This window comes from Arthrobacter sp. zg-Y844 (genome assembly GCF_024385465.1).
GTDB lineage: Bacteria > Actinomycetota > Actinomycetes > Actinomycetales > Micrococcaceae > Arthrobacter_B.
On the sequence record NZ_JANFLS010000001.1, the window covers coordinates 570,132 to 583,436 of the forward strand.

The window sequence follows — 13,305 nt, forward strand, 5'->3', positions numbered from 1 at the left end:
CTACGCCGCCCCCGCTTCGCTGGACATCGCGCCTTCGCTGCTGTGGCCGGCCTGGCGGGCGGCATAGGCCGCCGCGGCTTCACGCACCCAGGCACCGTCTTCGTGGGCTTCCCGCCGTCGGGCCAGCCGCTGTGAGTTGCACTGGCCGCGGCCGGCGAGGACTTCGGAGAACTCGTCCCAGTCCAGCGGCCCGTGTTCCCAGCGTCCGGTCTCCTCGTTGTAACGGATATCCGCATCGGGAAGGGTCAGGCCGAGCACCTTCACCTGCTCCACAATCATGCCGACAAAACGGGAACGCAGCTCGTCGTTGGAGAAGCGTTTGATGTTCCACGCCATGGACTGGCGGGAGTTCGGCGAATCATCGTCCGGCGGTCCGAACATCATCAGCGAGGGGGCGTACCAGCGGTTGATGGCGTCCTGGGCCAGCTCCCGCTGTGCGGGGGTGCCGTTGGCCAGCTCCAGCAGGATCTCGAAGCCCTGCCGCTGGTGGAAGGACTCCTCCTTGCAGATCCGGACCATGGCCCGCCCGTAGGGACCGTAGGAGGCACGGCAGAGCGGGACCTGGTTGCAGATGGCGGCACCGTCCACCAGCCAGCCGATGGCACCCATATCCGCCCACGTCAGCGTGGGGTAGTTGAAGATGCTGGAGTAGCGCGCCTTGCCGGCAATGAGGTCGGCAGTCATTTGGTCCCGCGGGGTGCCCAGGGTTTCAGCGGCGGAGTAGAGGTAGAGGCCGTGGCCTGCTTCGTCCTGCACCTTCGCCATCAGGATCGCTTTGCGTTTCAGGGACGGTGCACGGGTGATCCAGTTTGCTTCCGGCTGCATGCCGATGATTTCCGAGTGTGCGTGCTGGGAGATCTGCCGGACGAGCGTCTTTCGGTACCCCTCGGGCATCCAGTCCCGCGGCTCCACCCGGGCATCCGCTGCAATGAGTGCGTCAAAGTGCTCTTGCCCGCTCATGGTTTCTCCGCTTTCATTGCGCCGAATAGCAGTCATTCCGACCGGTAGCCGTCCCGCTGAATAATTACCGACCGTTCGTTCAGGATATGGAGGCGGAATGGGCCCGTCAAGGGGCAGGCCATGTAAAACTGGTGAGTAGACGTTGCGTTGCGGAAAGGAAAGTCATGGGTGTTCCAGAGCCCGACGCCGGCCGTCGGGCCATCCGCGCGGGTGTAGCTTCGGCCAGCAGCGGACCCTCGCCGGAGTTGGTCGGAACCGGACCGACGGGACGGGCGTCGGCTGCGGCCGTCATCGTCCCCACGCTTCTGGGTCTGCTGGGTTTCTTTGCCGTGTCGGCAGCCGTGACTGCTGAAGAGGCGACCGTCAGCGTCACCGTTCCGGGTCTGCTGCTGGCCCTTACCGCCATGGTGGTGGCCGGAGTCAGCCCGCTTTACGCAGTGAATCCCACCTGGGGATCCCTTCGGCGGCCGGCCCTCCTGCTGGCGGCCTGCCTCCTGATGGAGACCCTATTGTTCCTGTTCGCACCGGAGATGATCCTGTTCTCGCTGCCGGCGCTCCCGCTGGCCCTGTGCGGAGGAGGCGTCCTGCTGTCGACGAGCCTGTGGGGCCAGTTCCGCAAGGGTCCGGCGCCCGAGCCGGTGCTGCTTCCCCGGCACCAAGCCTCCGCGCGCTCCTTTACCTCCACTTTGCTGGTGGTGGCAGTGAACTGGGCACTCTTCCTCGCCGCCGGTGCACTTTGCGCCTGGCTGCTGCTGGGAGACTAGCCTGCCGGGAACTAGCCCACCCGGGGATTAACCGCCCGGGGGATTAACCGCCCGGGATTGGCCCACGGCCAACCTCGAGACCAACCCCCGGAGACCGGCCGCGGGGCTAAGCCGCGAGCATAACGGCAGCGCGGTCCTTCGACGCCGCCGCCGGGATGGATATATTCGAAGCATGACTACTCCCCTGCCTCCGGTTGCCAAGAAAGTCCCCACCGAACGCACCCGCCACGGTGACACGTTCATTGACAACTATGAGTGGCTCCGGGAGAAGGAAAACCCGGAGGTGGTGGAACACCTCAAGGCAGAGAACGCCTACTCCGCCGCGATGACGGCAGACCAGGAAGAGCTGCGCGGACAGATCTTCAACGAAATCAAGAACCGCACCGAGGAAACGGACCTGTCCGTTCCGGCACGCAAAAAGGGCTGGTGGTATTACACCCGCACCGAGGAAGGCAAGCAGTACGCCATCCACTGCCGCACGGCCGCACAGGACACCGGGAACCTCGACGCCGACTGGACGCCGCCCGCCGTGGTCCCCGGTGTTCCGGTTCCGGGCGAACAGATCCTCGTGGACGGCAACGCCGAGGCCGAGGGCAAGCCCTTCTTCTCGCTCGGCGGCCTGGCGGTCACCGAAGACGGAAACCTGCTGGCCTACTCCGAGGACAACGCCGGAGACGAGCGGTTCACGCTGCGGATCAAGGACCTGCGCACCGGCGACCTGCTGCCGGACGTCATTTCCAACGTCTTCTACTCGGTGGCCTTCTCCCCCGACGGCCGCCGCGTCTTCTACACCGTGGTGGATGATTCCTGGCGTCCCTACCAGGTCAAGGCCCACACGCTCGGCACCCCGGTGGAGGACGACGTCGTCATCTACCAGGAAGACGACATTGCCATGTGGACCGGCTTCGACCTCTCGGCCGACCGCCGGCAGCTGCTCATCGGCATCAGCAGCTCCGAATACAGCGAATACCGGGTCCTGGACTTCGACGACCCCTCCGGCACCGTCCGCACGCTGATTCCCCGCAGCGAGCGCATCCTTTACGAAGCCGAGCCGCTGACCCTGGACGGCGCACGCAAATACCTGGTGACGCACAACCGGAACGCCCTGAACTCGATGCTCTCGCTCGTCGCCGAAGAGGAATTCGCCAAGCCGCTGGCGGACCAGCACTGGGAGACCGTCATTGCGCACGATGACACCGTGCGTGTGAACGGTGCCGCCGTCACCCGCACCCATGTGCTCGTGTCGGTCCGCAAGGACACCACCGAGCGGGTGCAGATCCTTCCCGTGGACGGCCTCGGCACTCCGGCGCAGGGCACGCCCGTGGAACCGGCCTTCGACGAAGAGCTTTACACGGCCAACCTGGCCAACGCCGAGTTCGATTCCCCGATCATCCGCCTCAGCTACACCTCCTACCTCACGCCGCCGCGCGTCTACGACTACGTGCTGGCCACCGGTGAGCTGGAACTGCGGAAGGAAACCCCCGTGAAGGGCGGCTACCGTTCCGAGGAGTACGTCGCCGAACGCGAATGGGCGACGGCGGCGGACGGCACCCGCATTCCGCTCTCCGTCATCCGCCGGGCGGACCTGCAGCGGGACGGCAGCAACCCGGCGCTGGTCTACGCGTACGGCAGCTACGAACTGAGCATGGATCCGGCATTCAACATCGCCCGGCTGTCGCTGCTGGACCGCGGCGTCGTCTACGTGGTGGCGCACATCCGCGGCGGCGGGGAGATGGGCCGCGCCTGGTACGACAACGGCAAGAAGCTGAACAAGAAGAACACCTTCACCGACTTCGTGGATGCCACGGACTGGGTTGCCGCCTCGGGCTGGGCGGATCCGGACCGGATTGCCGCAATGGGCGGTTCCGCCGGTGGCCTGCTGATGGGCGCCGTCGCAAACCTGGCCCCGGAAAAGTACCGTGCCATTGTGGCGCAGGTGCCTTTCGTGGATGCGCTGACCACCATCCTGGATCCCGACCTGCCGCTGTCGGCCCTGGAATGGGAGGAATGGGGTAACCCCATCACCGATCCGGAGGTCTACCGGTACATGAAGGAGTACACCCCGTACGAAAACATCCGGGCCGTGGACTACCCGCAGATCGCGGCGGTCACCAGCTTCAACGACACCCGTGTGCTGTACGTCGAACCGGCCAAGTGGGTGGCACAGCTGCGCGAGACCACTACCGGCAGCGAACCGATTGTCCTGAAGATCGAAATGGACGGCGGCCACGGCGGAGCATCGGGCCGGTACGAGGCATGGAAGGACCGGGCGTGGGACTACGCGTTCATCCTGTCCGCACTCGGCGCCCGGGAACTGCTGCCGGCTGCTCGCCGGGAAAACGCGGCCTAGGCGGACGGGGCATTCTGCGTAGCCTGCATCGCCGAGCGAGGAACGAGCGAGGCAGCCGCGAACCAGGGTTCCCTCCCCGAGCTTGCGAGATGGAGGGCGGGGTCGCGGCGCTAAGGGCGGCAGAATGTCCCGGTAGCCTAGGCGGACTCCCGGACCACCAGTTCCGGCGGGTAGACGACGGGCTCCAGATGTGAACCGGGCTCCTCGATTTCGCGCAGCAGCATCTCGGCGGCCCGCCGGGCCATCTCGACCATCGGGTTGACCACCGTGGTCAGGCCCGGCGTGCTGGAGGATGCGAGCCGGTGGTTGTCGTATCCCACCAGCGCTACGTCGCCGGGCACGGACAGTCCTCGCTCGCGCAGAACCTCCAGCACACCCAGGGCCATCGGGTCGGATGCAGCGAAGATCGCGTCGATGCCCGGGTCGGCGTCGAGCAGCCGGGCGGCGGCGGCGGCACCGCCCTCGGTGGTGAAGTGTCCGGATTCGACGCCGGCCGGTTCGAGCCCTGCCTCGGCCAGTCCCAGCCGCCACCCCTCGGTCCGGTCCTGGGCGGCTGTCATGTCCGCCGGTCCGGTGACCGTGGCGATCCGCCGGTAGCCGCGGCCCGTAAGGTGCCGGGCAGCGAGCAGTCCGCCGGTTCGGTTATCCGTATCCACGAAAGCCAGTCCGGCACGGTCCTGCCACGGCCGGCCGATGAACACGGCCGGCAGCGTTGCGTCCGCCAGCTCGGTTTCCAGGGCGTCGGCTTTGTGGTGGGAAACGATGATGGCTCCGTCCACGTGGCCGCTGCGCAGGTATCGGATGAACTGCCCTTCCTTCTCGCCCTGCCGGGCAATCAGCAGTACCAGCTGCACCTCGGTATCCTTCAAAGCCTCCGTGATTCCGTTCAACGTCATGGCGAAGAAGGGATCCACCAGGACCCGGCCATCCGGCTCCGGGATCACCAGGGCAATGGAATCGGCACGGCTGGTGGCCAGGGAACGGGCCGCGCGGTTGGGCGTGAACCCCAGTTCCCCGATCGCCGCGTCAATGGCGGCCTGCGTTTGGGCGCTGACCCGGGCACCGCCGTTGATGGCTCGGGAAACGGTCGAGCGGGAAACACCGGACAGCGCCGCCACGTCTTCCAACGTGGGGCTGCTGCGCCGGGGTTTCACCGACCCGCTCCGGGGCCCGGGCTTAAGGGTGCTCATCGCTTCGACGATACGACATACGCAGGGGTTGCGGCGCCCGGTACCGGCAGGCCCGGGGGCAGGGCATTGGTGGCTGCCGCTTCCGCGTACCAGCGGGCGCTGGCCTTGGGCGTGCGCTGCAGTGTTTCGTAATCGACGTGCACAATCCCGAACCGCTTGGCGTAGCCCCAGGCCCACTCGAAGTTGTCCATCAGTGACCAGGCAAAGTAGCCCCGGACGTCGACGCCGTCCGCCACAGCCTCCTGCACCGCTGCCAGATGCGAGCGGATGAAGTCGAGCCGGTCCAGGTCCTGGACGGTCCCGTCGGCCACAACGTCGTCATCGAAGGCTGCACCGTTTTCGGTAATGTACAGCGGCACACCCGCCGGCCCGGTGTAGTCGTGCTGCAGCCGGTTCAGCAGCCGCCGAAGTCCCTCGGGCTGGATCTCCCAGCCCATGTTCGTCTGCGGCAGTCCGCGCCGCACGGCATGGATCCCGTCCGCGGCAGGATACGGGCTCGCCGTCGGACGTGCCGACGGCGCCGCCGTCGTCAGGGGTTCCGTCGGCGGGGTCTTGGTGAAGGCATCACCGTGGTAGTAATTCACCCCCAGGAAGTCGATGGGGGAACTGATGACCGCCAAATCTCCGTCCTGGACGTGGGATTCGAAGCCGTAGGGAGCCAGGTCCGCCACCACGTCCTCGGGGTATTTCCCGTGGAAGACGGGGTCCGCGAACATCCGGTTGAACTGCCCGTCGATACTGCGGGCTGCGTCGACGTCGCCGGGGTTGTGCGGATCGGCGGGATCCGCGACCGTGAAGTTCAGGGTCAGGCCGGTGTCCAGGCCCGCGTCCCGGCCCTTGAGCGCCTGGACGGCAAGTCCGTGCGCCAGCAGCAGGTGATGGTTCGCGGCAACCGCGAGTTTTCGGTCCTGCAGTCCGGGCGCATGCTCGCCGCTGGCGTAGCCGACATAGGCCGAGCACCAGGGCTCGTTCAGGGTGGTCCAGGCCGTCACCCTGTCCCCCAGTACGTCGTGGACGCTGAGGGCGTAGTCGGCAAACCGATAGGCAGTATCCCGGTTGGCCCAGCCGCCCTGGTCCTGCAGTGCCTGCGGCAGGTCCCAGTGGTACAGGGTCAGCCACGGCTGGATCCCGGCCTCGAGCAGCGAATCCGTCAGCCGGCTGTAGAAGTCGAGCCCCGCAGCGTTGACCGGGCCGCCGTCGGGCCGGATCCGTGCCCAGGACGTGGAGAACCGGTAAGAGTCCAGGTTCAGTGACTTCATGAGGGCCACGTCATCGTCCATCCGGTGATAGTGGTCGCAGGCGATGTCCCCGTTGTCACCGTTCACCACGGCTCCGGGAACGCGGCTGAAAGTGTCCCAGATGGAATCCTTCCGGCCGTCTTCCGAAGCAGCGCCCTCCACCTGGTAGGCGGCGGTCGCCGCACCCCACACGAATCCGGACGGGAATGAGGAGTTGTTGTTCATGGTCATCCCTTCACCGCTCCCTGCATGATTCCTGCAACCAGATGCCGTCCTGCGAGGGCAAAGACAATGAAGAGCGGAATGGTGGAGAGTACGACGCCGGCAAGGACCACCGAATAGTCCACGAAGCGTGCGGACTGCAGTTGCTGCAGGGCCACCGGCAGGGTCGGGTTCTGCGCATTGAGCACAATCAACGGCCAAAAGAAGTTGGTCCAGGTGGCGACAAAGGTGAAGAGTGCCAGCATCGCCGCAGCCGGGCGCGCTGCCGGCAGGCCCACGTGCCAGAACGCCTGCCACATATTGGCACCGTCCACGCGCACCGCCTCGATCAGTTCGTTCGGCAGAGCGTCCTGCAGGTACTGGGTCATCCAGAACACGCCGAAGGCGGTGACCAGCCCGGGGATGATGACCGCTCCCATGGTGCCGGTCCAGCCCAGCTTGGACATCACAATGAACAGCGGAATGACGCCAAGCTGGGTAGGAACGGCCATGGTGGCCACTACGAACACCAGCAGTGCCTTGTTTCCCTTGAAGCGCAGCTTCGCGAAGGCAAAACCTGCCATGGAAGAGAAGAGCACCACGGAAGCAGCAGTCACAGTGGAGACAAGGATGCTGTTGCCCAGGGCTTTCCAGAACGGAATGGTATCCAGCACCGTCGCTGCGTTTGCGAAGAAGTTGCCGCCCGGAATCAGCGGGACACCCTTGGCGATCACTGTGCTGTCGTGGCTTGCCACCAGGACGGACCACAGGATCGGCAGCGCCGATCCAAGAATGACGGCGCCTAGCAGTCCGTAGGTGAGGAAGCCCGGCCGGCGGTTGAAACCGCCGGTCTTCCGCCCGCGCGCCAGTGACGGGCGCGGAGGCTGCGCACCGCCGCGGTCCCGGCGGCGTTTGGCTGCTTCGGCCGCCTTGCGGCCGGCGGTCTGTTCGACCATGGGTACGGAAGTCATTTCCGTCCTCCCTGGGTGGCGATGCGTCGGGTGATAAGGAAATTGAGTGCCGCAATGAGAACGATGATGACGAACAACAGCCATGCCACGGCTGACGCCCGGCCCAGGTTGCGCTGGCCCCAGCCCAGTTCCCAGATATACATGGTCAGGGTCTGCCACTGGCGGTCAGCTCCGCCCAGCCCGTAATTGTCGAACACACGCGGTTCATCGAAAATCTGCAGTCCGCCGATGGTTGCGGTGATGACCACGAAGATGATGGTGGGCCGCAGCATGGGGACAGTCACCGAGATGAACTGCCGCCAGCGGCTGGCGCCGTCGATGATTGCCGCTTCGTACATATCCCGCGGAACCGCCTGCATGGCTGCCAGGAAGATCAACGCGTTGTAGCCGGTCCAGCGGAAATCCACCATGACGGCAATAGCCACATGGCTGGCGAGAGGATTGGCATGCCACGGAACCGGGCTCAGCCCCAAAGACGTCAGCGCACCGTTGATGGCACCGGACTGGTCGGCGAAGAGGTTGCCGAAGATGAGTCCCACGGCCACCGGCGCAACAATGTAGGGAAGCAGCACACCCATGCGCCAGAATGTCTTGGCGCGCAGGTTGGCGTCCAGCACCGCAGCAATGGCAATGGCCACGATGATCTGCGGAACGGCCGAGATCAGGAAGATGCTGAAGGTATTGCCGACGGCGTTCCAAAAGTAGGGCTGGGACAGGACGAAGGTGAAGTTCTCCGTGCCGCTGAATCCGAGGTTGCCGCCGATGAGGTTCCAGTTGTGCAGCGAGACCCATCCGGTGTAGATCAGCGGGAACAGTCCCACGATTGAGAACAGGATAAAGAACGGCGAGATATAGAGGTACGGGGAGACTTTTACGTCCCAGCGGGCCAGCCTGCTGCTGAACCCTACCCGGCGTACCGGCGTCCGCGCTGCGGGCGGCTTGACGGTGACGGCCATGGGTTTCTTCCTAACGTTGCGAGGGCAAGAAGTGGTGGTCCGGTGCCTGCGACGCAGTATGCAGCCGCAGGCACCGGTGGCCTGGAGGGATTACTGCAGAGCGTCCACGCTGGCTACGAACTTCTCCCAGGAGGAGTCGGCATCATCCGTCTTGAGCACGTCCACCCGGTTCAGTGCCTGCGCCATCGACGTGTTGATGGTGAAGTAGTTCGGGCCCTTGAACGGCGTCATGGTGACGGCTTCCGCCCGGTCCACCAGGATCTCGCCCACCGGTGCGTTGTTGAAGAACTCGTTGGTGGAGCCCAGCAGGGTTTCGGATTCATACGCTTCGACCTGGCTCGGGAAGGTCCCCTTGGACTCGAAGGCCTTGATCTGCTGCTCGGGCGCTGTCAGCCACTGCGCCAGCTTGATGGCCTCTTCCTGGTTCTTGCCCTGCGAGGGAACCGTCAGGTACGAGCCGCCCCAGTTGCCGCCGCCGCCGGGGAACACGTTGGCGATGTCCCAGCCTTCAACGCCGGCTGCGTTGCCCTCAATGCTGCCAAGCATCCAGCCCGGGCACAGCGTGGTCGCGAAGGCGCCGCTCTGGAAACCTGCCGTGTAGTCGTCGGACCACTGTTCCAGGTGGGCAGAGAGGTCCTTGTCCACGGAGTTCTCGAGGACCTTGGTGTAAATGTCCTTCACCTCCGGGTTCTCGGTGGCAATGACGGTGCCGTCATTTTCCTCGTAGGCGTTCTGGACCTGGTTGATCTGGCCCTGGTACACAGCCATGGCCGAGTCGTACCACGCGGCATCAGACTTTTCCGTGAATTGCTCGCCCACCTCGAAGTAGTGGTCCCAGTCGCCCTCCAGCAGCTCGGCAACTTCCTCGCGGTCTGTCGGAAGGCCTGCAGCGGCGAAGAGATCAGCGCGGTAGCAGACGCCTTCGGGGCCAACATCGGTGCCGTAACCGATCAGCTTGCCGTCCTCGGTGGTGGCGGCTTCGGTCTTCCAGTCCAGCCAACGGCCCTCAACCTCGGGACTGGCAAGATCGGCAAACTGGTCCGGGTACTGCTTCAGTTCGGGCAGCCAGTCCACCTCGATGCCTTCAATATCCGACAACCCGGAACCGGCAGCGAGTTTGGTGTTCAGGTTGTCATGCGCATTGTCCGACGTCGCCTTCTTGTCATGGACAATCTTGACGTTGGGGTTTGCCTCCTCGTATTCCTTGAACAGGTCCTCGTAACCGAACTCATTGAAGGTACTGACGCTGAGCGTCACCGTCCCGTCGCCGTCGGAAGCTCCGTCGTCGCCCCCGCCGCAGGCGGTCAGGAGAAGGGCTGCGGCTGCAACGGATGCGGCAAGCGCAGGTCCGCGGCGTGCACGGCCGGCGGAAGTGGGTTTGGTACTCATTGCTGACTCCTTTGTCATAATCCGGGTATCGAAGCACGAGCGTCCGCGATACCTCCGCGCGTTCCGTGCCGCTGCCTTACGGATGCGCCCTGCTGCCGAACCGGCGGCCAAGATAAAACGGTGGGAGCGCTCCCACAAGCTCAGGCCATCGTGATGTGTGCTGAATCACATGTCAAGTGGGAGCGCTCCCACACGCCCCGCAAAAAATCACCCCAGCTACGTATCCGCAGGTCAACCCCCTGATGGGGCCGCGGCGGTTATGAAATCGTTACCGAGGGATGCCCCGCCGTCCGGCTCCGGCGGGCACAAAAAAGCCCGGGCCAATCGGTCCGGGCCTGCTTGCGCTGGACGTTCTCCAGCCGGGGCTTCGACGGCTACTCGACCGCGCCTGCGCCTTCCACCTTCGGCTTCGGTGCGGTGATGCGGCGGGCTTCCGCGGAACCGGCGTGCCGGCCGGAGTGTTCGACGACGTCGGCGGCACGTCCGGTCTCGGCGTTGCGCTCCGGTACGGTACCGGCTTCCTTTGCTGACGCAGCCGCTTCGGTGCCGCTGTCCTCGCCGTCGTCCTCCTCGTCATCATCCTTGGTGACGGCCTTGTGGGACTGGCGCAGGACCTCAATGACAATCGGAATCACGGAGAGCACCACCACGGCCACGAAGATCAGGTCCAGGTTTTCCCGGACAAAGGGCACGCGGTCGCCGAGGACGTAGCCCAGGAGGGTCACGCCGACGCCCCAGACGAACGCACCCACCGCGTTGAACGAAACGAACGCCTTGTACTTCATCTCGGCAACGCCGGCCACCACCGGGGTGAAGGTCCGAACCACCGGTACGAACCGGGCCAGGATCACGGCTTTGCCGCCGTGGTGGTCAAAGAACACCTGGGCACGCCTTACGTTCTCCCGCTTGAAGAGCCTGCTGTCCGGCCGGTTGAAGACGGCGGGGCCGGCCTTCCTGCCGATGTAATAGCCGGTCTGGTCGCCTACAAAGGCGCTGATGAAGACCAGGACAGCAAGCAGCCACACGTTGATATCGATGGTGCCCGTAGCCACCAGGAGCCCGGCGGTGAACAGCAGGGAATCCCCCGGCAGGAAGAAGCCGATCAGCAGCCCGGTTTCTGCGAACACGATGCCGCAGACCATCAGGACCACCCACGGCGCGAGGGCCGGGTCGGCAAGGAATACCTGGGGGTCCAGCCACTCAGGCAAAAGGGAAGACATTGGAGGGCGGACAGGACCGGAAACGGCTGTGGCCGCAGAGAGAGTCACCTCACTAGGTTACGCCACTGCCCCCAGCCATTCCCCGACTGTCTGGAAGTTCGGTCCGCAGGCGGCCGCCGACCGGGACAGCCGGAATCCTTGACAGCCGAACGCATGGCGGGATTACCTAATGAACATTCGGTAAAGAAAAGAGGTCCCATGGCTGACACCGAGGTTCCCGGGGTCGCGTCCCCTGCCCATCCCCTCCTGGTCGACGACGCAGCCTCGGCCTGGATGGGCATTGACGTGTTGGACATCGGCCCCGGCACGGCACGTATTTCGATGCTGCTCCGCCCGCAGATGGTCAACGGTTTCGGCATCGGGCACGGCGGGATGGTCTTCGCGTTTGCCGACACGGCCTTCGCCCTGGCCTGCAATCCGGAAGGCGGCGGGCCGGCACGGGAACGGGAACACATCACGGTGGCCGCCGGTGCCGACGTCACCTTCCTGGCTCCGGCCAGGGCTGGTGACCGGCTGACTGCTTCCGCCGACCACCGTGCCGGCAACGGCCGCAGCGGCGTCTACGACGTGGAGGTGCGGTCCGAACGCCCCGACGGGACCGCCGCCGTCGTCGCCCTCTTCCGCGGACGTTCGCGCACCATCCCCAACCCCGCCCGGACACCGTCCGGCGCCTCGATCGAAAGCCGCCCATGAAAGCCCCCTCTGCTCCGATCAAGTCCGCCGCAGCCGATCCCTCGACGCTGGACCCGGAGGAACGTATGAGCCGGGACGAACTGGAGGCCCTCCAGTTGGTGCGCCTGAAGCAGACCGTCGCCTACGCATACGAACGGGTTCCGCTGTACCGGCGCAAGTTCGACGACGCCGGGGTGCACCCCTCCGACCTGGGCGAACTGAGCGACCTCGCACGGTTCCCGTACACCACGAAGGAGGACCTGCGCTCGACGTATCCGTTTGGGATGTTCGCCGTCCCGCAGCAGCAGGTGGCCCGCATCCACGCGTCCTCCGGAACCACGGGGCGGCCTACCGTCGTCGGCTACACCGCCGGAGACCTGGACCGCTGGAGCACCCTGGTGGCCCGTTCCCTGCGTGCCTCCGGAGTGCGCCGGGGATACAAGGTGCACAATGCCTACGGTTACGGTCTCTTCACCGGCGGGCTGGGGGCCCACTTCGGCGCGGAGAGACTCGGCTGCACGGTGATCCCCGTTTCCGGCGGGCAGACGGAGCGGCAGGTCCAGCTCATCGTGGACTTCGAACCGGACACCATCCTCTGCACGCCGACCTACCTGCTGGCCATCGCCGACGCCATGACAGCGGCCGGCATCGATCCGCGCTCGACTTCGCTGAAGAACGCGGTCCTCGGGGCCGAGCCGTGGACCGAGGAAATGCGGCACGAACTCGAAACGCTGATGGACCTGGACGCGTGCGACATTTACGGACTCTCGGAAGTCATGGGGCCCGGCGTGGCCGGCGAGTGCGTGGAGAGCAAGGACGGGGCCCATATCTGGGAGGATCACTTCCGGCCGGAGATCATCGACCCGTTTGACGAGACCCGGGTCCTGGGCGACGGCGAGCCGGGCGAGCTGGTCTTTACCTCCCTGACGAAAGAGGCGCTGCCGATCATCCGCTACCGGACCCATGACCTGACCCGTCTGCTGCCCGGAACGGCCCGGCCCTCCATGCGCAGGATGGGACGCATCACCGGCCGCAGCGACGACATGATCATCCTGCGCGGCGTCAATCTCTTCCCCACGCAGATCGAGGAAATCGCGCTGCGCATCCCGGCGCTCAGCCCGCACTTCCAGCTCGAAATCACCCGCCCGGAACGCCTGGATGAGCTCACGGTCCGGATCGAGCGCCGTGAAGACGCCACGACGCCGGACTCCGCGGCGGCTGCGTTGGAACTCGCCGCGCAGGTCAAGATCCACGTCGGTTCCTCCTGCCTCGTTGAGGTGGTCAACCCCGGGACGCTGGCACGCTCCAGCGGCAAGCTGCGCCGGATCTACGACCTGCGCCGTGGCACCGATACCGCCCCGGCGCAGTGAACCGCCCGTTGACGTGGGAAAATA

The 13,305-nt window shown here is 65.5% G+C and carries 11 protein-coding genes; 4 read left to right on the plus strand and 7 right to left on the minus strand.

The genetic code is table 11. The annotated features are described in order from the left end of the window. Positions 1–960 (minus strand): 1,2-phenylacetyl-CoA epoxidase subunit PaaA, encoded by a 960-nt coding sequence (gene paaA, locus NNX35_RS02680; protein WP_304661036.1) that lies wholly within the window; start codon positions 958–960, stop codon positions 1–3. Positions 961–1,124: 164 nt separating this feature from the next. Between paaA and NNX35_RS02685 the strand changes: the two genes are divergently transcribed. Both NNX35_RS02685 and NNX35_RS02690 read left to right on the plus strand, forming a co-directional pair. Further along, entirely contained in the window at positions 1,125–1,724 is a 600-nt protein-coding gene (locus NNX35_RS02685; RefSeq protein WP_255862579.1) for a hypothetical protein, read from the plus strand. A gap of 172 nt (positions 1,725–1,896) precedes the next feature. Continuing rightward, the gene (locus NNX35_RS02690; protein WP_255866903.1) at positions 1,897–4,074 is read left to right on the plus strand and encodes a S9 family peptidase; all 2,178 of its coding nucleotides are present in this window, start codon (positions 1,897–1,899) and stop codon (positions 4,072–4,074) included. Positions 4,075–4,211: 137 nt separating this feature from the next. On the opposite strand, the gene NNX35_RS02695 is transcribed toward NNX35_RS02690, so the two are convergent. The 6 genes from NNX35_RS02695 to NNX35_RS02720 form a co-directional block, all read right to left on the minus strand. Further along, positions 4,212–5,264, minus strand: coding sequence for a LacI family DNA-binding transcriptional regulator (locus NNX35_RS02695; RefSeq protein ID WP_255764996.1), 1,053 nt, complete (start codon positions 5,262–5,264; stop codon positions 4,212–4,214). Then, entirely contained in the window at positions 5,261–6,727 is a 1,467-nt protein-coding gene (locus NNX35_RS02700; RefSeq protein WP_370646926.1) for a GH1 family beta-glucosidase, read from the minus strand. Before NNX35_RS02700 ends, NNX35_RS02695 begins: the two co-directional genes overlap by 4 nt. A gap of 2 nt (positions 6,728–6,729) precedes the next feature. Beyond that, positions 6,730–7,674 (minus strand): carbohydrate ABC transporter permease, encoded by a 945-nt coding sequence (locus tag NNX35_RS02705; protein WP_255862575.1) that lies wholly within the window; start codon positions 7,672–7,674, stop codon positions 6,730–6,732. Continuing rightward, positions 7,671–8,630, minus strand: coding sequence for a carbohydrate ABC transporter permease (locus tag NNX35_RS02710; RefSeq protein WP_255764999.1), 960 nt, complete (start codon positions 8,628–8,630; stop codon positions 7,671–7,673). The genes NNX35_RS02705 and NNX35_RS02710 overlap by 4 nt, the downstream gene beginning before the upstream one ends. 90 nt (positions 8,631–8,720) lie before the next feature. Next, a complete protein-coding gene (locus NNX35_RS02715; protein ID WP_255866905.1) occupies positions 8,721–10,019 on the minus strand; it encodes an ABC transporter substrate-binding protein in 1,299 nt (432 codons plus the stop codon). A 374-nt stretch (positions 10,020–10,393) separates the two neighbouring features. Beyond that, entirely contained in the window at positions 10,394–11,239 is an 846-nt protein-coding gene (locus NNX35_RS02720) for a VTT domain-containing protein (RefSeq protein WP_255866906.1), read from the minus strand. Positions 11,240–11,437: 198 nt separating this feature from the next. Here NNX35_RS02720 and NNX35_RS02725 point away from each other — a divergent pair, with 198 nt between their 5' ends. Together NNX35_RS02725 and paaK are read left to right on the plus strand one after the other, a co-directional pair. Continuing rightward, positions 11,438–11,932, plus strand: a complete 495-nt coding sequence (locus NNX35_RS02725; protein WP_255866907.1) for a hotdog fold thioesterase — start codon at positions 11,438–11,440, stop codon at positions 11,930–11,932. Beyond that, a complete protein-coding gene (gene paaK / locus NNX35_RS02730; RefSeq protein ID WP_255866908.1) occupies positions 11,929–13,281 on the plus strand; it encodes a phenylacetate--CoA ligase PaaK in 1,353 nt (450 codons plus the stop codon). The genes NNX35_RS02725 and paaK overlap by 4 nt, the downstream gene beginning before the upstream one ends. The last annotated feature ends 24 nt before the right edge of the window (positions 13,282–13,305 follow it).

What these genes read in the sequence shown, in the direction of transcription:
- paaA (WP_304661036.1), bottom strand. Translation starts at nt 960, where the DNA reads ATGAGCGGGCAAGAGCACTTTGACGCACTCATTGCAGCGGATGCCCGG.
- NNX35_RS02685 (WP_255862579.1), top strand. Translation starts at nt 1,125, where the DNA reads ATGGGTGTTCCAGAGCCCGACGCCGGCCGTCGGGCCATCCGCGCGGGT.
- NNX35_RS02690 (WP_255866903.1), top strand. Translation starts at nt 1,897, where the DNA reads ATGACTACTCCCCTGCCTCCGGTTGCCAAGAAAGTCCCCACCGAACGC.
- NNX35_RS02695 (WP_255764996.1), bottom strand. Translation starts at nt 5,264, where the DNA reads ATGAGCACCCTTAAGCCCGGGCCCCGGAGCGGGTCGGTGAAACCCCGG.
- NNX35_RS02700 (WP_370646926.1), bottom strand. Translation starts at nt 6,727, where the DNA reads ATGAACAACAACTCCTCATTCCCGTCCGGATTCGTGTGGGGTGCGGCG.
- NNX35_RS02705 (WP_255862575.1), bottom strand. Translation starts at nt 7,674, where the DNA reads ATGACTTCCGTACCCATGGTCGAACAGACCGCCGGCCGCAAGGCGGCC.
- NNX35_RS02710 (WP_255764999.1), bottom strand. Translation starts at nt 8,630, where the DNA reads ATGGCCGTCACCGTCAAGCCGCCCGCAGCGCGGACGCCGGTACGCCGG.
- NNX35_RS02715 (WP_255866905.1), bottom strand. Translation starts at nt 10,019, where the DNA reads ATGAGTACCAAACCCACTTCCGCCGGCCGTGCACGCCGCGGACCTGCG.
- NNX35_RS02720 (WP_255866906.1), bottom strand. Translation starts at nt 11,239, where the DNA reads ATGTCTTCCCTTTTGCCTGAGTGGCTGGACCCCCAGGTATTCCTTGCC.
- NNX35_RS02725 (WP_255866907.1), top strand. Translation starts at nt 11,438, where the DNA reads ATGGCTGACACCGAGGTTCCCGGGGTCGCGTCCCCTGCCCATCCCCTC.
- paaK (WP_255866908.1), top strand. Translation starts at nt 11,929, where the DNA reads ATGAAAGCCCCCTCTGCTCCGATCAAGTCCGCCGCAGCCGATCCCTCG.